19 protein-coding genes are annotated in these 17,969 nt (G+C 63.7%); 16 read left to right on the plus strand and 3 right to left on the minus strand.

Annotation, left to right across the window (positions count from 1 at the left end; all coding sequences use genetic code 11):
- Positions 1 to 32 precede the first annotated feature (32 nt).
- Positions 33 to 1,622 carry a trimethylamine methyltransferase family protein gene (locus tag ABLE86_RS05210; protein WP_348777875.1) on the plus strand — a complete coding sequence of 530 codons (1,590 nt, stop codon included), beginning with the start codon at positions 33 to 35 and terminating at the stop codon, positions 1,620 to 1,622.
- A gap of 51 nt (positions 1,623 to 1,673) precedes the next feature.
- On the opposite strand, the gene ABLE86_RS05215 is transcribed toward ABLE86_RS05210, so the two are convergent.
- The gene (locus tag ABLE86_RS05215) at positions 1,674 to 2,081 is read right to left on the minus strand and encodes a DUF930 domain-containing protein (protein WP_348777876.1); all 408 of its coding nucleotides are present in this window, start codon (positions 2,079 to 2,081) and stop codon (positions 1,674 to 1,676) included.
- Positions 2,082 to 2,179: 98 nt separating this feature from the next.
- Between ABLE86_RS05215 and ABLE86_RS05220 the strand changes: the two genes are divergently transcribed.
- The 5 genes from ABLE86_RS05220 (at position 2,180) to ABLE86_RS05240 (ending at position 6,649) form a co-directional block, all read left to right on the plus strand.
- Positions 2,180 to 2,446 (plus strand): PepSY domain-containing protein, encoded by a 267-nt coding sequence (locus ABLE86_RS05220; RefSeq protein WP_348777877.1) that lies wholly within the window; start codon positions 2,180 to 2,182, stop codon positions 2,444 to 2,446.
- A gap of 248 nt (positions 2,447 to 2,694) precedes the next feature.
- On the plus strand, positions 2,695 to 3,471 hold the full coding sequence (locus tag ABLE86_RS05225; RefSeq protein ID WP_348777878.1) for an ABC transporter permease: 777 nt from the start codon (positions 2,695 to 2,697) through the stop codon (positions 3,469 to 3,471).
- On the plus strand, positions 3,468 to 4,307 hold the full coding sequence (locus ABLE86_RS05230; protein WP_348777879.1) for an ABC transporter permease: 840 nt from the start codon (positions 3,468 to 3,470) through the stop codon (positions 4,305 to 4,307). Before ABLE86_RS05225 ends, ABLE86_RS05230 begins: the two co-directional genes overlap by 4 nt.
- Before the next feature lie 19 nt (positions 4,308 to 4,326).
- Positions 4,327 to 5,469, plus strand: coding sequence for an extracellular solute-binding protein (locus ABLE86_RS05235; RefSeq protein ID WP_348777880.1), 1,143 nt, complete (start codon positions 4,327 to 4,329; stop codon positions 5,467 to 5,469).
- Entirely contained in the window at positions 5,462 to 6,649 is a 1,188-nt protein-coding gene (locus ABLE86_RS05240; RefSeq protein ID WP_348777881.1) for an ABC transporter ATP-binding protein, read from the plus strand. Before ABLE86_RS05235 ends, ABLE86_RS05240 begins: the two co-directional genes overlap by 8 nt.
- Here the strand turns inward: ABLE86_RS05240 and dapF are convergent.
- Positions 6,646 to 7,620 carry a diaminopimelate epimerase gene (gene dapF / locus ABLE86_RS05245; protein ID WP_348777882.1) on the minus strand — a complete coding sequence of 325 codons (975 nt, stop codon included), beginning with the start codon at positions 7,618 to 7,620 and terminating at the stop codon, positions 6,646 to 6,648. The genes ABLE86_RS05240 and dapF overlap by 4 nt on opposite strands.
- A gap of 205 nt (positions 7,621 to 7,825) precedes the next feature.
- Between dapF and ABLE86_RS05250 the strand changes: the two genes are divergently transcribed.
- The 7 genes from ABLE86_RS05250 to ABLE86_RS05280 all read left to right on the plus strand — a co-directional run bounded on the left by ABLE86_RS05250 (position 7,826) and on the right by ABLE86_RS05280 (position 14,644).
- A complete protein-coding gene (locus ABLE86_RS05250) occupies positions 7,826 to 9,220 on the plus strand; it encodes a selenium-binding family protein (RefSeq protein ID WP_348777883.1) in 1,395 nt (464 codons plus the stop codon).
- 27 nt (positions 9,221 to 9,247) lie between these two features.
- Complete coding sequence (locus ABLE86_RS05255) at positions 9,248 to 9,874, plus strand: hypothetical protein (RefSeq protein ID WP_348777884.1); 627 nt, start codon at positions 9,248 to 9,250, stop codon at positions 9,872 to 9,874.
- A 240-nt stretch (positions 9,875 to 10,114) separates the two neighbouring features.
- Positions 10,115 to 11,251 carry an ABC transporter substrate-binding protein gene (locus tag ABLE86_RS05260; RefSeq protein WP_348777885.1) on the plus strand — a complete coding sequence of 379 codons (1,137 nt, stop codon included), beginning with the start codon at positions 10,115 to 10,117 and terminating at the stop codon, positions 11,249 to 11,251.
- 54 nt (positions 11,252 to 11,305) lie between these two features.
- Positions 11,306 to 12,184, plus strand: a complete 879-nt coding sequence (locus ABLE86_RS05265; RefSeq protein ID WP_348778572.1) for a branched-chain amino acid ABC transporter permease — start codon at positions 11,306 to 11,308, stop codon at positions 12,182 to 12,184.
- Positions 12,184 to 13,164, plus strand: a complete 981-nt coding sequence (locus tag ABLE86_RS05270; RefSeq protein ID WP_348777886.1) for a branched-chain amino acid ABC transporter permease — start codon at positions 12,184 to 12,186, stop codon at positions 13,162 to 13,164. Before ABLE86_RS05265 ends, ABLE86_RS05270 begins: the two co-directional genes overlap by 1 nt.
- Entirely contained in the window at positions 13,161 to 13,907 is a 747-nt protein-coding gene (locus tag ABLE86_RS05275; RefSeq protein WP_348777887.1) for an ABC transporter ATP-binding protein, read from the plus strand. The genes ABLE86_RS05270 and ABLE86_RS05275 overlap by 4 nt, the downstream gene beginning before the upstream one ends.
- A 2-nt stretch (positions 13,908 to 13,909) precedes the next feature.
- On the plus strand, positions 13,910 to 14,644 hold the full coding sequence (locus tag ABLE86_RS05280) for an ABC transporter ATP-binding protein (RefSeq protein WP_348777888.1): 735 nt from the start codon (positions 13,910 to 13,912) through the stop codon (positions 14,642 to 14,644).
- A 39-nt stretch (positions 14,645 to 14,683) separates the two neighbouring features.
- Here ABLE86_RS05280 and ABLE86_RS05285 read toward each other — a convergent pair whose 3' ends face one another.
- Positions 14,684 to 15,823, minus strand: coding sequence for a P1 family peptidase (locus tag ABLE86_RS05285; RefSeq protein WP_348777889.1), 1,140 nt, complete (start codon positions 15,821 to 15,823; stop codon positions 14,684 to 14,686).
- A gap of 285 nt (positions 15,824 to 16,108) precedes the next feature.
- Here ABLE86_RS05285 and minC point away from each other — a divergent pair, with 285 nt between their 5' ends.
- From minC to minE, 3 genes are read left to right on the plus strand one after another with little or no spacing between them, the layout of a single operon-like run.
- Positions 16,109 to 16,795, plus strand: coding sequence for a septum site-determining protein MinC (gene minC / locus ABLE86_RS05290; RefSeq protein WP_348777890.1), 687 nt, complete (start codon positions 16,109 to 16,111; stop codon positions 16,793 to 16,795).
- 19 nt (positions 16,796 to 16,814) lie between these two features.
- Entirely contained in the window at positions 16,815 to 17,630 is an 816-nt protein-coding gene (gene minD, locus ABLE86_RS05295; RefSeq protein ID WP_348777891.1) for a septum site-determining protein MinD, read from the plus strand.
- A complete protein-coding gene (gene minE, locus ABLE86_RS05300) occupies positions 17,627 to 17,896 on the plus strand; it encodes a cell division topological specificity factor MinE (protein WP_348777892.1) in 270 nt (89 codons plus the stop codon). The genes minD and minE overlap by 4 nt, the downstream gene beginning before the upstream one ends.
- Positions 17,897 to 17,969: the final 73 nt, after the last annotated feature.

Here is a 17,969-nt window from a genome sequence, read left to right on the forward strand (position 1 = left end):
AGAGGGCCAGCGAATATGGTGGAGGTTTTCGCATGTCGAGCGCGCTCGAACAGCATGACGTCGTGGCAGCAGACCAGAAGTCTCGCAGGTCCGGCGGCCGGGAGGCGCGTCGTGCGCTTCGCGCCGCCCCCCTGGCCGAGGATGTCCGGCCTATCCGTCCCGGACTGGAGGGCGGCAGGTATAAGCCGTTGGGCCAGAACGATCTGGAACGCATCCATGAATCGGTGCTGACGCTGCTCGAAACCGTCGGTTTCGCCAATGCGATCCCCAGCTGCATCGAGGCGCTGACGCGGGTGGGCGCTATCTATGGCGAGGACGGCCGCATCCGCTTCCCGCGCGAGCTGGTGCTGTCGACGATCAAGAACGCCGCGCGCAACTTCACGCTCTATGGCCAGGACCCCAAGCACGACATGATGATCCAGGGCACGCGCGTGCACTATGGCACGGCAGGCGCGGCGGTCCACCTCGTCGACGTCGAAAAGCGCGAATACCGCGAGTCGCTGCTGCAGGACATCTACGACGCCGCCCGCATCGTCGATGGGCTCGATAACATCCACTTCTTCCAGCGGCCGATGGTGCCCCGCGACGTTCCCGACCCGCTCGATATGGACTTCAACACGCTCTATGCCTGCGTGATGGGCACGTCGAAGCATGTCGGCACCTCGTTCACCGTCCGCGAGAACGTGGCGCCAGCACTGGAGATGCTCTACGCAATCGCCGGCGGCGAGGAGAATTTCCGTGCCCGGCCGTTCGTTTCCAATTCCAACTGCTTCGTGGTGCCGCCGATGAAGTTCGCCGAGGATGCCTGCGGCGTGCTCGAAGCGTGCGTGGAGGGCGGCATCCCGATCCTGCTGCTTTCGGCCGGGCAGGCCGGCGCCACCGCACCCGCGGCGATTGCTGGCGCGGTGGTGCAGGCGGTGGCCGAGGTGCTGGCGGGCCTCGTCTATGTCAACGCGCTGAAGCCCGGGCACCCGGCCATCTTCGGCACCTGGCCGTTCGTGTCGGACCTGCGCACCGGCGCCATGTCGGGCGGCTCGGCCGAGCAGGCGCTGCTGACGGCGGCCTGCGCGCAGATGGCCCAGTTCTACGATCTGCCCGGCGGATCGGCCGCCGGCATGGCCGACTCCAAGCTGCCCGACATCCAGTCCGGCTACGAAAAGGGCATCACCAATGTGATGGCCGGCCTGTCGGGGCTCAACCTCGTCTATGAATCGGCCGGCATGCATGCGTCGCTGCTCGGCTTCTGCCTGGAAAGCCTGATCATCGACAACGACATGCTCGGCCACTGCCAGCGCTGCGTGCGCGGTATCGAGGTCACCGACGAGGCGATGTCGATCGATACGATCACCGAGGTCTGCCTCAACGGTCCCGGCCACTATCTCGGCAACGACCAGACGCTGAAGCTGATGCAGACCGAATATTTCTACCCGGCCATAGGCGACCGTTTCAGCCCGAAGGAATGGAACGAGAAGGGCAAGCCCGACATATTGCAGCGGGCCATCGCCGAGAAGAAGCGCATCCTGGCCGAGCGCTTCCCGCGCCATGTGCCGCGCTCCATCGACGACAAGCTGCGCGCGCGCTTTGAGAACATCCTGCTGCCGCGCAGCGGCATGGGCGGGTAGGGCGCTGGAAAGGAAAGCGGCCGGTGCGGCCGCTTTCCGAACCGACGACGCTCAGCGCCAGAGATTGTATTTCGGCCAGTCGTCCTCGGAAATCCTCTCGCCGATCTTGTAGCTGAACGACAGAACCTTCATGCGGTCGTGGGCGGTGCGGCAGGTGTAGGAGAGGCGATACCACCGGCCCTTGGCGCGGAAGGCGGCGCCGGGGCTCTCGATCGCGTCGCCTTGCAGTGTCGGCGTCTTGATCGCATAGGCCACGACGCGGTCCGGCTTATAGGGGTTCGCGTCGCGCGCGATGCGTTCCAGCGCCTCCGCGTCGCAGCGCTGTTCAAGCCGGGTGTCGGGGTCGAGTTTCAGGAGGCCGGCCTTCAGTCGCGCATCGAGCGCCACGGCCGGCGAAGCGAGCACCAGCAGTGCCGACGCAGTGAGACAGAGCTTTCTCATGACGGGCAGGTGCATCATATTCGCGGGCCCAAATCAAGGCGGCATGGCCCGCGCCCACTGGAACCAAACCGCGCATCCGCCGTTCTTGTCCATTGCGCTTTGAGGAGAGGAAAGCCATGGGCCCTCGTCTGGTTCTCGGATCTATTGTCGTGGCCCTTCTGGCCGTCGGCCATGCTCAGGCGCAGAATGCAACTCAGCTTTTCCCTCCCGATGGGGCGATCAAGCTTTCCGAAATCGTCGCCAAGGTCGAAAAGCGGGACCAGTTCCGCTACGTCAGCGAAATCGAGTGGAACCAGGACGGCTATTACGACGTGATCTACCACACCGCCGACAAGGCCAAGGTAGAGATCAAGATCGATCCGAAAACCGGCCAGCCGCGTTGACGCACTTCATCGGTCGAGGGTGAGAATCCGGGCGGCATTGAAGCAAAAAAACGGTTTCCGAACAGTAGACATCCCGCCGCCAATCGCCCAATCTGTGCCCAGAAAAAGCATTGCTGCCTAGACGGGGCGACCTGAGCCGGATGAGCATGACAAAAGGGTGGACGCTGTACGACCGGCGATTGGCATGGGCTCTCGTTGCTCCCACCTTTCTGCTGCTGCTGTTTTTCTTGCTGTTACCAATCGCAGTAATGGCAGCCTACACCTTCTTCACCTTTGTCACGGCCGGCGTCGAGACAAGCGCGCTGACCTTCGACAACTGGAAGGAGTTCCTGTTAGACAGCTACTATCACGGCTTTCTTCTCAAGACGGTGCGGGTCGGCGCGATGACGGCCGTGATTTGCGCGGTTCTCGGATACTTTCCGGCCTATTTCATCTGGGCCACGACGTTCCGGCACAAATGGCTGCTGCTGCTTTTGCTCATCGTGCCGTTCTGGATCAGCTTCACGATCCGCACCTTTTCGTGGATACATATCCTTGGCGAGCAGGGGCTCATCAATGTCACTCTGCTCAAGCTTGGCATCATCTCAGAGCCGCTGCCGATGCTCTATACCGAGGGCGCGGTCATCATGGGGCTGCTGCATTTCCTGCTGCCCTACATGATCCTCAATGTCTATGTGAGCCTTGAAAGCATCGACCGCACGTTGATTTCCGCAGCCCGTTCCATGGGCTGCACCAGTGCGCAGGCGTTCCGGGAGGTCACCCTGCCCTTGTCCCTGCCGGGCCTGGGCGCGGGGCTGCTGTTGTGCTTCGTGCTTGCCGCCGGAAGCTATGTGACGCCGCAGCTGCTGGGTTCGGGCCGCGACGCGCTGTTCGGCAATCTCATCTACGACACCATCATGGGGCAGCTGAACTGGCCGCTGGGCGCCACGCTGTCCATCGTCCTGTTCGTGCTGCTGGGCTGCGCGGCCGCTGCCTATACGCGCTACATGGGCATGTCCCAGATCATGAAGGGCCTTGGCGGATGAGTGCACGCCAACACGACCGCGAAGGCAGATGGGCCTGGCGGCTGACCGGCGCGATCACGCTTCTTGTCTATATCTTCATGTTCGCGCCCATTGCGGCCACCGTCATCCTTTCCTTCAATTCGTCCATGTTCGGCGGCTTCCCGCTCACAGGGTTCAGCCTGCACTGGTACGAAAAGCTGCTGTCCAACGAGCAGGTTCTCACCGCGTTCAGGACCTCGTTGTGGATCGCGCTGGTCACAGCTGCGGTCACCACGGCGCTGGGCATCATGGTCGCCTTTGCGCTGGTGCGCTTCCAGTTTCCGGGAAAGCAGTCCTTCGGCACTCTGGTCATCTTGCCGGCGCTGGTGCCCGAAACGATTTTGGGTGTGGGGCTGCTGGTGCTGATCAAGGCGGTCGATCAGCCGCGAACCATCTGGCTGCTTTTGCTCGGCCACATCCTTCTGGCGCTGCCTTACGTGGTGCTCGTCGTTCAGGCGCGGATGATCGGCATCAGCCGCACCTATGAGGAGGCCGCCCTGTCGCTCGGGGCACCGCGGCTGGCGTCGTTCCGCGAAATCACCCTGCCGCTGCTTGTTCCCGCGGCCGTCGCCGGCGTGCTGCTGGCCTTCACCATTTCCTTCGACAACACTTCCGCCAGCCTGTTCTGGCGTCCCGCCGGCGTCGAGACGATGCCGACGCAGATACTTTCCATGCTGAAGATATCGGTCAGCCCGGAGGTCAACGCGCTCGGCACGGTGATGATCCTGGTCACCGTCGGCGTGCCGCTGGTCGGCGGCCTCATGCTGCAAGGTTTCACCCGCTTGATGAAGCGCGTTGGTGGAAAAGGGAACACATAACGAAAAAGGGGAACGCAAGATGAAAATGTCGACTACGACGCGACTGGAGCGCCTGAGCGAGCGTTATGCAAACGGCGATATCAGCCGCCGCAATTTTCTGACCCTGACGGCGGCGGCCGCTGCCGCGACGGGGCTTTCCATGCCCTGGATGGGCAGGGCGCTGGCAGCCGCCACGGAAGTTCGCTTCGACGGCTGGGGCGGCGTGGTGCAGGAGGCGATCGATAAATACGCCTTCCGGCCCTACACCCAGAAGACCAGCATCAAGGTGGTGCAGGGCACCTTCGGCGACGAGGACGAGGTCATCACCAAGATCAAGACCTCGAAGCCGGGAGACTTCCAGGTCATCCACTCCTCGGGCGTCAACTACTACATAAAATATGTGAATGCGGGCTTCAATTCCGAGATCAACGAGGCCAACATTCCCAACATGGCGAATGTCCTGGTGCCGATGATCGAGCCCTTCCGCAAGATCACGCCCAAGATCTCGGCCGTGCCCTACGACTACGGCACCACCGGCCTCGCCTACAACAAGAACGTCATCTCGGACGACGAGGCCAAGGAAAAGGGCGTCGGCCTGCTGTTCGACAAGAAATATGCCGGCAAGGTTGGCGGCTACGCCGACATGACCACGCGCGTCTGGTATGCCGCGCTCCATTCGGGCCAAGACCCCAACAACATCACCGACATGGACGCCGTCTGGGCGAAGGTGCGCGAGAACCGCGACCTGGCCAAGAAGTTCTGGAGTTCGGGCGCCGAGCTGATGGACCTTCTGTCGAAGGGCGAGATCGTGGTCACGGACGCGTGGTCCGGCCGCATCGCAGCGCTGCAGCAGCAGGGTCACCCGATCGGCTATCTCGATCCCGCCGGCTCCTATGCCTGGATGGAGGACATGCTGGTCGTCAAGGGCTCGCCGATGGCCGAATGTGAGGAACTGATCAACTTCATGCTCGAGCCCGCCACGGCAATCGCGGTTGCCGAAGGGCAAAACTATCCCCCTTCGCTGGATCCGACCAAGGTGAAGATGACCGAGAAGATCGAGTCGCTGCCTGCCTACGACCCGACGGGATCGATGAAGGCGCTGACCTTCGCCGACCCGATCTACTGGGCGGAAAACGAAGACGCCTGGACCAAGCAGTGGGATAGGATCGCCAAAGGTGCGTGACAGCCTCGACACCACATCGCAGATGCCCCGGCCGGTCGCGGCCGGGGCATTCCTGGCTGGCGAGGATGCGCCGCTCCTTCGTGGCGAGCACTCGCTGCAACAGCCGGCGGTGGAATTCAGCAATATCGACATTTCCTATGGCAAGTTCGTCGCGGTTCGCGATTTCTCGCTCGCCATCGCCAAGGGCAGTTTTGTCACCCTTCTTGGGCCGTCCGGCTGCGGCAAGACGACGATCCTTCGCTCCATCGCCGGGCTGGTCGACATTTCCCGGGGGCAGATTTCGATCGGCGGCAGGCGGGTCGACGACGTTCCGATCTACAAGCGCAACATCGGCCTGGTGTTCCAGAGCTACGCGCTGTTCCCGCACAAGAGCGTGTTCGACAATGTCGCCTTCGGCCTGAAATACAGGAACGTGCCCAGGCCCGAGATCGTCCGCCGGGTGGAGAAGGCACTCGAGATGGTGCGGCTTCCCGGCAGCGGCAAGAAGCTGCCTTCGCAGCTTTCCGGCGGCCAGCAGCAGCGCATCGCACTGGCGCGCGCCATCGTCTTCGAGCCGGAAGTGCTGCTGCTGGACGAGCCGCTGTCGGCGCTCGACGCCAATATGCGCGAGGAGATGCGCGTCGAGATCAAGAAGATCCAGAAAGAGACCGGCATTACGGCCATCTTCGTGACCCACGATCAGGAAGAGGCCCTGTCCATGTCCGACCAGATCGTGGTCATGAACGCCGGCACGGTGGAGCAGATCGGAACGCCCGAGCAGGTCTATCAGGAGCCGGCCACCGCATTCGTGGCCGATTTCCTGGGCAAGGCCAATATGCTGGCCGGAGTGGTTTCGCGGATGGACGGCCACACGGCCACAATCGCGCTCTCGGCCGGGCAGGTCGTCAGGGTGGCTTCGCCAAGGGCGCTGGCGCCGGGGGCGGGCGTCACCGTTGTCGTGCGGCCGCAGAAGCTGCTCCTGGGAGCGGCGGCCGGCGTCAACAGGCTTGCCGGGCGGGTGGCCTCAGCCTCCTATCTCGGCGGCAGCGCCATCTACGAGATCGACATTGGCGACAACACCATCATCCGCGCCAATACGCTGATCGACGGCAGGATCATGCGCGAAGGCGCGGCGGTGGAAGTCGGCTTCGAACCGCAAGGATGTGTTCTTCTCGACGAGAAAGGACGGCGGATCATCTAGCCGAACCGGTCGTTCTTCCGGGCGCGCTCACCCTGCGGTGGCGCGTCGGCCAGCCGGTGTGCAGCCGGGCCGCGCTCTTCCGCCGGCACGTCGTCGCAATCGACAAAACCTCGGCAGCAAAAGGCTACCGGCCCGGTCATCACCGCCATATTGCCAAAAATCTCGATCGTCAGCGGCCCTGCCGGAAGATGCACGGTAAGCCGGTTGCTCTGCGTCAGGCCTCTCAGGCGCGCGGCGAATGCGGCCACGCAGGCTCCCGTTCCGCAGGCCTGGGTGGCAATGCCCGGGCGTTCCCAGACCGCCAGCCTGATCGTCTCGCTGTCGACGAGTTCGGCCACGCCGACATTCACGCCTTCCGGAAAGAGCGGATGGTTTTGTATCGGCGCGGCAGCCTGCGGCAGGTCGATTGCGCCGACATCATCGACGAAGAACACTGCATGCGGGTTGCCGATCCACAGGCCGATGCCGTCGGCCAAGGGGCCGCTTTCGACTGGCAGGTGCAGCATATCCACCTCGCGCGCCAGAGGAAAATCCCGCCAGTCCGTGCTGATCGGCCCCAACTCTGCGCTGATGCGCATGGGGCCAGCTCGCCGGCATTTCAAAAGGCCGCCGCCGGTTTCCAGCAGCAGCTCCGTGCTGCCCGTTTCCTCCAGCAGCAAATGCGCCACGCAGCGCGTGGCGTTACCGCAGGCCGAAACTTCGCGGCCGTCGATGTTGAATATCCGCATCGCGGCATAGGCGCCGGCAGCCTGGCCGGATGCGGAGGGCGGCTCGATGGTCAGGAGCTGGTCGCCGCCCACGCCCACATGCGTGTCGCAGATGCGCACGATGTCTTCAGGCCGGAAACCGCGCCTGTCGACCCGCCGGTCGAAAATCACGAAGTGGTTGCGCAGGCCGTGCATCTTCACGAAGGGCCGGCCGGGCCCGGCACCCGCGGACGTGTATTGCGACAGGAATTGCTGCAGGCTCATCGCGCGATCAATCCGGTGCCAGTTCCGGTATCAGAACACCGCTTGAGCCCTCAGGCAAGTCCCATATGCACCAAGGCACCGGCCGTTAGCGACTTGATTGGACACGTTAGCGCTCGAGTGAGAAGATCGCGGCGGGCCAATTCCCACTGTAGATCGGGGGCGCTGAGCGAGAGACACGATCGTCCGTCAGGAGGAGTGCTTCATCATGGCAATTTGGCAACCCGATCCTTCCTTCTATCCGTCCCCGAGAATGGCCGCCAAGGCACCGAAGGAGATGCTGGCCTATGTGGCCGCCTTCGACCCGGATCGCAAAAAGCCAGACGCGCTGGCCGTGGTCGACGTAAACCCGGACTCGCCGACATATTCCCGCATCGTCGGGCAGGTCGAAATGCCCAATGTGGGCGACGAGTTGCACCATTTCGGCTGGAACGCGTGTTCTTCGTGCCTTTGCCCAAACGCGCCGCACCCGCATATGGAGCGGCGCTATCTTGTCGTGCCCGGCCTGCGTTCGTCGCGGCTGCACATCATCGACACCAAGCCGGACCCGAGAAACCCGAAGATCGTCAAGGTCATCGAACCGGAAGAGATTGCCGAGAAGGCGGGATATTCGCGCTTGCACACGATCCACTGCGGGCCGGAAGGCATCTATGTGAACGCGCTCGGCGATGCCGAGGGCAAGGCGCCCGGCGGCATCTTCCTGCTCGACCCGGACAGTTTCGACGTTCTCGGCCGCTGGGAAGTGGAGCGGGGGCCGCAGCAGCTTGCCTATGATTTCTGGTGGCATCTCGGCTACGACACGATGGTGACGAGCGAATGGGGAACGCCTGACACGTTCGAGAACGGGCTCGTGCCGGAAGTCCTGCTGGGCAGCAAATACGGGCGCAAGCTGCACTTCTGGGACCTGCACAAGCGCAAGCATCTGCAGGAGATCGACCTGGGACCGGAATACCAGCTGGTGTTCGAACTGCGCCCGGCGCACGACCCGACCAAGGCCTACGGCTTCGTCGGCTGCGTCATCAGCCTCAAGGATCTCTCGGCCTCGATCTGGACTTGGTATCGCGACGGGGACAAATGGGCGGTGAAGAAGGTCATCGAGATCCCGGCCGAACCGGCCGATCCCGACCTGCTGCCGCCGGTGCTGAAAGGCTTCAAGGCGGTCGCGCCGCTGGTGACCGACATCGATCTGTCGATGGATGACCGCTTCCTCTATGTTTCCTGCTGGGGCACCGGAGACATGATCCAATACGATGTGTCCGACCCGTTCGAGCCGAAGGAGACCGGCAGGGTCCGCATCGGCGGCATCGTGTCCCGGGCGTCGCACGCCAAGGCAAACAACGGTGCCCTGCAAGGCGGCCCGCAGATGGTGGAAATCAGCCGCGACGGAAGGCGTGTCTATTTCACCAATTCGCTCTACGGCGCCATCGACCCGCAGTTCTATCCCGAGGGGCTGGACGGCTGGATGGTGAAGCTTGATGTCGGGGAGAATGGCGGCCTCAAGTTCGACGAGGACTTCTTCATCGAATGGCCGGAGGGCCGCCGGCCGCATCAGGTGCGACTGGAGGGAGGCGATTGCTCGTCCGATTCCTACTGCTATCCTTGATGATGCAAAACAGGATGGTTTCGTAGGATGGCACCACTAACGCCTTGGCTGGTGCTTGCCGGCCTCGGCGCCTTTCATGGTCTCAACCCCGCAATGGGTTGGCTTTTTGCGGTTGCCCTCGGCTTGCACAGGGGCAGCCGCAAGGTGGTGCTTTTATCACTCATTCCCATCGCAATCGGACATGCGATTTCAATTGCCGTGGTCGCCGCCGCGGTGGTCGCCCTCGGCTTCGTCGTCGATGAGCGCCTGCTGCAGATCACGGCCGGCGTGCTGCTTGTCGGCTGGGCGATCTATTACCTCGCCTACGGCCATCGCCATCGCGTCCGCATCGGCATGACCACGGGCATGGTCGGGCTTGGGGTTTGGTCGTTCTTGATGGCGACGGCCCATGGCGCCGGCCTCATGCTGGTGCCGGTGCTCATTCCTCTGTGCCTGGCGGCAAGTCCGGCCCGGGAACTGACGGCGACGGGGTCGCTGCCGATAGCACTGGCCGCGGTGGGCGTTCATACGGCAGCCATGCTCGCCGTGACGCTCGCAATGGCCTTGTTAGTCTATGAATGGCTCGGCCTTTCCATCCTGCGGCGCGGCTGGATCAACTTTGACCTCATCTGGGCCGCCGCGCTGGTCGCCACCGGCATCGTCCTGATCGTCTAAGCTGGAGCAGCGTGTCCGATTGGCTGCACCTAGGCGCGGCTTTCAGCCCCGCTCGATGATTCTTCGGGGCCGCATGGCTGTGAGCCGAAAAACCTCCCGAATTTTCTACCTATGCGACACTGGAGAGGGCCGATTTCAATAAAAAGATGTGGGTTTCGCCTCCCGATCATTGACCTTGTCCAGTGGTCCTTGTGGAGACGGTATCGACATACACCATTGCTGATTATCGGAGGAATTCAGATGTACCGTAAATCCCTGCTTGCAATGTCAGCCGCCGTGCTGGCCACCTTTGGCGCCGCCCAGGCGCAGGAAACGGTGAAGATCGGCATGGTTGCCGAGCTTTCCGGTGCCGGCGCTCCGGCGGGCACCAACTGGCGCGATGGCATCAAGGTCGCCATCGAGGAGATCAACGCCGAGGGCGGCATCCTGGGCAAGACGGTCGAAGTCACCGAATACGACACCCAGACCGACCCGCAGGTCTCGCGCGCGCTGGTGCAGAAGGCGATCGATGAGGGCGCCTATGCCATCCTCGGCACGATCTATTCCGGCTCGACCATGGTCAACATGCTCGTCGCCCAGCAGAACAGCACGCCGCAATTCGTCGGCTCGGAGGCTCCCTCGGTGGTCGAGAAGGGCAACCCCTTCGTGTTCCGCACCTCGTCGGGCGCGCAGAAGGGCGTTCCCGCGCTGACCGCCTATTTTACCGACACGCTGAAGGCGAAGAAGGTCGGCGTGGCCTGGGTCAATAACGAGTTCGGCAAGGGCGGCCATGACGTCTTCGTGGAAGAGATGAAGAAGGCCGGCATCGAGGTCATCTCCGACGTGCCTTCCGAGCAGGCCCAGACGGACTACGCCGCCGACGTCGCCAAGCTCAAGGAGGCGAACCCCGACGCGGTGTTCGTCTACATGAACCAGGAAGAATCCGCCCGCTTCCTCATCGAGGCCAAGAAGCAGGGCTTGGCCATGCCGCTCGTCGGCGAAGTCACGCTCACCGAGGCCAAGGTCATCGAGCTTGCCGGCGGCGCGGCCGAGGGCGCGATCGCCCATGTCGGCGTGACCGCGACGGCGACCGATGTGCCGGGCATCGGCGCATTCGCGCAGAAGTTCGAAGAGACCTTCAAGCGCAAGCCGACCCATGACGCGATCAAGGGCTATGTCGGCGCCTGGACGACCAAATACGTCACCGAGATGGTCGGCGACTTCAATGGCGAAGCGTTCGCCGACAAGATGCACGGCCTGTGCCTCAAGGTGGCGGACCATCCCAAGATCCTGCTCGACACCTGCTGGGACGAGCGCGGCGAGATGTCCCGTCCGAGCTTCATGGTCCAGGTCCAGAACGGCGCGCCGGTCGTGATCGGCACCGTTCCGGCCAACTGATCCTTCATGGCCGCGGCGCCCGTCGCCGCGGCCTTCAACCCGAAAAGACGCGCGATGTCCCAGTTCCTGCAAGTCTTGCTGTCCGGTCTTGCTACCGGCTCCATTTATGCGCTGGTCGCTATCGGCTTTACGCTTGTGTGGCAGGCAGCCCACACGGTGAACTTCGCCCAGGGCGAGTTCGTCATGCTCCCGGCGTTTTTCGTGCTGGTGGGCGTGAGCTACTTTGGCATGCCGGTCTGGATCGCGCTGCTTTTCGGCCTTGCGATGGCGGTCGTCATCCTCGGCCTGGCCTTCAAGAAGCTGATCGTGGAGCCGATCCTTCCACATGGAGGCATCACGCTCATCATTGCCACCATGGCGCTTGGCATCCTGCTCAAGGAAAGCGTCAAGGAGTTTTATTCCGCCGAGGCGCAGCCGTTTCCGGCGATGTTCCCGAGCGACCCGATCGATGTTTTCGGTGCCGTGGTGTCGCTGCAGGACATCCTCAATCTCGCGATTTCACTCGGCATCGTCGTGCTGCTGACGCTGTTCCTCAACCGCACCCGCACCGGCCGCTGCATGCAGGCAACGGCGCAGAACCCGGCGGTGGCCGAAATCCTCGGCGTCAATGTCAAGCGAATGGTGCTCTACGCCTTCCTGATCAACGCGGCACTTGCGGCGCTCGCCTCCTTCCTCATCACGCCGGTGTACCTGGCGAAATTCTCCAACGGCGAGACCCTCGGTCTGATCGCCTTCATCGCGGCGATCGTCGGCGGCTTCAACCAGATCCGCGGCGCGCTGGTGGGCGGGCTCTTGATCGGCGTTCTGGACAATCTGACGGCCACCTATGTCACGGCGGAGTATCGAGCCGCGCTGCCGCTGCTCCTGCTCATCGTCATCATTCTGGTGCGCCCGCAGGGCCTCATGGGAACGTCCGAGGGGAGGGCGGTCTGATGCACGGGCGCACCCGCAACCTGTTTGTGCTTCTGCTCATCGCGCTCGCCATGCTAGCGCCGATCGGGCAGGGCAACTACCTCGTCTACGTCCTCACCTCCTGGCTCATCTTCTCCATCGCCGCCATGGGGCTGAACCTCACGCTCGGCTATGCGGGCCAGATCTCGCTGGCGCAGGCGTCGTTCATGGCTATCGGGGCCTATGTCACGGCGCTGCTCACGCTTGCCGGCTGGCACTGGGTCCTGGCCATGCCGCTCGGGCTCGTCGCCTGCTTCATCGTCGGCCTTCTGCTCGGCTATCCGGCTCTTCGGGTGAAGGGGCACTTCCTCGCCTTCGTGACGCTGGCCTTCAACACGCTGGTCTTCCTGGTGCTGCGCAACGAAGACTGGCTGACCGGCGGCAACTACGGCCTCGTCGGCATGCCGCGGCCGGACTTCGGCCTCTTCACGACCATGAAGCAACTGCACTTCTACTACTTCACGCTGGGCATCACGATCCTCGCCGCGCTTGTCATGTGGGGCATCGTGCGGTCGCCATGGGGCCGCGCCTTCAAGGCGTTGCGCGAAAATCCGATCCGTGCGGAAAGCCTCGGGGTCGACACGCGCCGCATCACGCTGCTCGCTTTTGCGATCGGCTCCACCTATGGCGGATTGGCAGGCGCGCTGGTTACGCCGCTCGTCCAGTTCATCGAGCCCGGATCGTTCGGAGTCGGCCACTCGCTGCGCATCCTGCTCATGGTGGTGGTCGGCGGCTCAGGCTATTTCTTCGGTCCGTTCGTCGGGGCAGGCGTGGTTATCCTGCTGCCCGAATTCCTGCGCTTCACCGAAGGCTACTATCTCATCATCTATTCCGCGCTCGTCATCGTGATGCTTGTGTTCGTCCCGTCCGGCCTGCTCGGCGTGGGGGCAAAGCTCCGCGCCAAATTCTGGCCTCGTCACCAGGTGCGTGCCGACATGACAGAAGGAGCGCGGCTGAAATGAGCGCACCGGTTCTTTCCGTCCGCAATATCGAAAAGAGTTTTGGCGGCGTCCGCGCTGTCAACGGCGTGTCTTTCGACGTGCACAAGGGCGAGATTCTTGGCCTCATCGGCCCGAACGGCTCCGGCAAGTCGACGCTGTTCAATTGCATCCTGGGCCAGCTTCCGCCGGATGCCGGCGAGGTGAAAGTCAGCGGCCGCAACGTCTCGGGCATGCGCGCCTCCGACCTCAACCGGCTGGGAGTGGGCCGCACTTTCCAGCAGCTGTCGGTGTTCCCGAAGATGTCGGTCATCGACAACATCATCCTGGCCGGACAGGAGCATCGCGGGACGATGCTGTCGCGCCTCTTCAGCGCGCCGGATGCAGGGCTGACGGCGGAAGCCGAGAAGCTGATCTCCTTCTTCCGTCTCACGCATCTGCGCGATGATCTGGCCGGCTCCCTGTCCTACGGGCAGCAGAAGCTGGTGGACGCGGCAATGGCTTTCATGGCCGGTCCCAGTCTCGTGCTGCTGGACGAACCCGCCGGCGGCGTCAACCTGACCATGCTTGCCCACCTCAAGGAGCGCTTGGTCGCCTACAATGCCGAGCACGGCACCACCTTCGTCGTGATCGAGCACAATATGGAGTTCGTGATGAGCCTGTGCACCCGCATCATCGTGCTGGCGGAAGGCGGCGTCATCGCGGAAGGCACGCCCGACGAGATCAGGTCGAACCAGACCGTCATCGACGCCTATCTCGGAGGCTGAGCATGCTTGAACTCAGCAACGTCTACGGCGGCTACGGCAAGATCACCATTCTCAACGGGGTGTCGTTCAGCATCCCCAAGGCTTCCATCACCACGGTCATCGGGCCCAACGGAGCCGGCAAGTCCACCGTCTTCAAGGCCATCTTCGGCCTGCTGAACATCCATTCCGGCCAGGTCCTGCTCGACGGCAAGGACGTCACCAGGCAGACGCCGCGCCAGATGATCGCCCATGGCGTGACCTACGTGCCGCAGGGGCGCAACGTCGTGCCGCAGCTTTCCGTCTACCACAATCTGGAACTCGGGGGCATCACGGCGCCCGATCAGGGCAAGGTGCGCCAGCGCATCGAGCAGGTGATGGACCAGTTCCCCATGCTGCGCGAATTCCGCAACCGCAAGGCGATCGAACTGTCCGGCGGCCAGCAGAAGCAGCTGGAAGTGGCGCGCGCGCTGCTTCTCGATCCCAAGCTGATCCTGATCGACGAGCCCTCGATCGGCCTGTCGCCGAATCTGGTCCAGGAAGTGTTCAGGACGCTGATCAGGCTGCGCGACCAGGGGGTGACGATCCTGATGGTGGAGCAGAACGCCAAGGCGGCGCTGGCCATGTCGGACTACGGTCTCGTGCTGGAACTGGGGCAGACGCGCATGCACGACAAGGCCGCCAAGCTGCTTGCCGACCCGCGTGTCGGCCAGCTCTTCCTCGGCGGCCATGTTGAGGCAAAAGCCGACACGGCGCCCTGACCGGGCAGGGTGCCGGCCTCTATCGGCGCCCTTCCTGCGCTAGGCGCCGGCCCGTCCATATTGGCGCATCAGCGCAAGCAGCGGCTCGTGCCGGATCGCCTCGACCTTCAGCCGATCGAAAGCGGTGCCGCCCATGTCTTCGGCCGCAAGCATGGCGTTGACCACGGCTTCCTCCACGCTCTCCACCACGGCGGTGTAGACGGGGTCGAGCAGTTCGTCGTTGATTATCTCGATCTGCATGCGCGGCGGCGCGCGATGCAGCATCGGGCGGGGGTTGGCGGTGGAGAAGGCGAGGAAGATGTCGCCGGAATTGTTGCCGCCGGGCGTTCCGTTGCGGCCAATGCCGATCGAGGCGCGGCGGGCCACGCGCTTCAACTGATGCGGCGCAAGCGGCAGGTCCGTGGCGATAACGACGATGATGGACCCGCGCTCCCTGAGCTGGCTTTGGGGCGTGCCGTCGCGCATATGCTGGCCCACCGGCACGCCGCAGATTGTCAGCCAGTCGCGCTGGCCGTGGTTGGCCTGCACCAGTGTTCCGATCGTGTAGCGTTTTCCGTCGAGTTCGACGATGCGCGAGGATGTTCCCGTTCCGCCCTTGAAGCCATAGGTGATCATGCCGGTGCCGCCGCCGCAATTGCCCTCCTCGACTGGGCCGGGCGCGGCTGCGTCGAGGGCTGCCCGAACGTCGGCCTCGCCGATGTGCAGCCCGTTGATGTCGCTCAGCACGCCGTCATAGGTCTCGGCCACCACCGGCATGATCCAGAGGAAATCATCCGTGTCATAGGTGGTGCTATAGCGCTCGAGCATCCATTTGATGGCGCCGTGATGCGCCATTCCGATGCCATGGGTGTTGGTGATGAGAACCGGCCCGAGGAAATAGCCGCCATCCTCGATCCAGTGTGTGCCGGTCATCTCGCCATTGCCGTTGAACCGATGCACACCGGCATAGACGGGGACGGGCGTCTCGGACTGCGCATGCGGGACGATTGCCGTGACGCCGGTGCGCACCGGCCGCTTGCGCCCGGCACGCGGAGCGTCTTCCCAAATGGTGTGGGAGCCCACGGCAATGCCTTCGACATCGGTGATGGCGTTGAGCGGGCCGGTTTCACCGCGGAAGGGCAGGCCGAGGTCGCGGGCGCGCGGTTTCGACGTCGGGGTTCCGGATTTCTTCATGGTCATTGTGCCTTGAGCAAGGATGGAGGCCTAGGGGTGCGACGACGCAGTAGAGCGACGGCAGCCGGGCGATGATGCCGGTTTTCCTCATGGTTGTCGCGTCTTAGCAACGATGGCCGTGCCGGTCGCGTCCACATTGCCCGGCAGATAGTGGCCGGGCGGCAACGCGGCCGCATTGCCGAAGGGCGCTACCGGCCTGGGGTGGTGAATAGCGATTTACGTTTCGTTCACCATGGCCTACACCCGCGAAGCGGTTGGTACCGACCCACCCCTGAACCGAGTCGCTCCCCAATGCAGAACACCCCCTTACGCTTTCGCGCCCGTTCGTTCGTTGCCTTCGCGCTCGTGCCGGAAGCACCCGTGGACGAATGGCTGAAAGGCGTGGATCGCTGGATCGAGAACTCGCCCGGCTTCTTCACCGGCCGCCCGGTCGTGCTCGACCTCAACGCGCTCAAGCCGGAGGTGAGTCAAATTGGCGCACTGGTCGCCCAGCTTGCCGAGCGCGGCATTCGAATCTACGCAATCGAGAGCAAGGACATCGCGGAACTGGGGTCGGATCTGCCGCCGCTCCTGATCGGGGCCAGGGAGGCCGTGGTCGAGGAACCCGCCGCGTCGGCCGAGCCCGCCAAGGCGGAAGAGCCGGCGGCATCGACTTCGCTGATCATCGAGGACCCAATCCGCTCCGGCCAGTCGGTCTACCACCCCCAGGGGGATGTGATCGTTCTGGGCTCGGCCGGCTTCGGCTCCGAAATCATCGCCGGCGGTTCCATCCACGTCTATGGCACACTGCGCGGACGCGCCATCGCCGGCGCCTCGGGAAATCGCCACGCGCGCATCTTCTGCCGGAGGAACGAAGCCGAGCTTCTGGCGGTCGATGGGTGGTATCGCATCGCGGAGGACATGGAGCCGTCCACCCGCGGCGCGGCGATACAGGCCTATCTGGACGAAGGCGCAATTCTGGTCACGGCCCTCAACTGACAACATTGGAGAGACATGCATGGGCAAGGTAGTGGTCGTCACATCTGGCAAGGGCGGCGTTGGGAAGACAACCTCGACCGCAGCCCTGGGAGCCGTTCTGGCCCAAGGCGGCAAGAAGGTCGTGCTGATCGACTTCGACGTCGGCCTGCGCAATCTCGATCTGGTCATGGGCGCCGAGCGGCGCGTGGTGTTCGACCTGGTCAACGTGACCCAGGGCGTGGCCAAGCTTTCGCAGGCGCTGATCCGCGACAAGCGCCTGGAAACGCTTTTCCTGCTGCCCGCCTCCCAGACGCGCGACAAGGACGCCCTCACTGAGGAGGGCGTGGCCAGCGTGGTGGGCAGGCTGCGCGAGAAATTCGACTACGTCATTTGTGACAGCCCGGCCGGCATCGAGCGCGGCGCCCAGCTTGCCATGCGCTATGCCGACGAGGCGGTCATCGTCACCAATCCGGAGGTGAGCTCCGTGCGCGATTCCGATCGCATCATCGGCTTGCTCGACTCCAAGACCCTGCTGGCCGAGCAGGGCGGCCGCGTCGCCAAGCACATCCTCGTCACCCGCTATGATACGGCCCGCGCCGCCCGCGGTGAGATGCTCAGCATCGACGACATTCTGGAGATCCTGTCCACGCCGCTCCTGGGCATCATCCCCGAGAGCCAGGGGGTGCTGCGCGCCTCCAATGTGGGCTCGCCGGTGACGCTCAGCGAGCCCGGCAACGTCGCTGCGCGCGCCTATGCCGATGCCGCCAGAAGGCTGCAGGGCGAGGAAGTGCCGATGACCCTTCCTGTCGAGAAGAAAGGCCTCCTTAACCGTCTCCTGGGTAGGAGAGTGGCATGAGCCTGTTCGACATCTTCAAACGTCGCGCCAGTGCGCCTGTGGCCCGCGAGCGGCTGCAGGTGCTGCTGGCCTATGAGCGCAACAACCGCAACCAGCCCGATCTCGTCGCCGTGCTGCGCGAGGAGATACTGGCCGTGATCGGCAAGCACGTCCAGATCAGCCAGGACGATGTGCGCATCACCATGGAGCGCGGCGAGACGATGTCGACGCTGGAGATCGACATTCACGTGCCCAACGCCGGCGCCGCCGGCGCGCCGGCGGTCTGAAGGGCCGCCGCCGCTCCAAAGGTTTTCTTCCGCGGCAGGCTCTGCAAGGCGGCAGACCTTCGCAAGGCCGCCG

It is taken from the genome of Mesorhizobium sp. KR2-14, assembly GCF_040049255.1.
Classification (GTDB): domain Bacteria; phylum Pseudomonadota; class Alphaproteobacteria; order Rhizobiales; family Rhizobiaceae; genus Pseudaminobacter.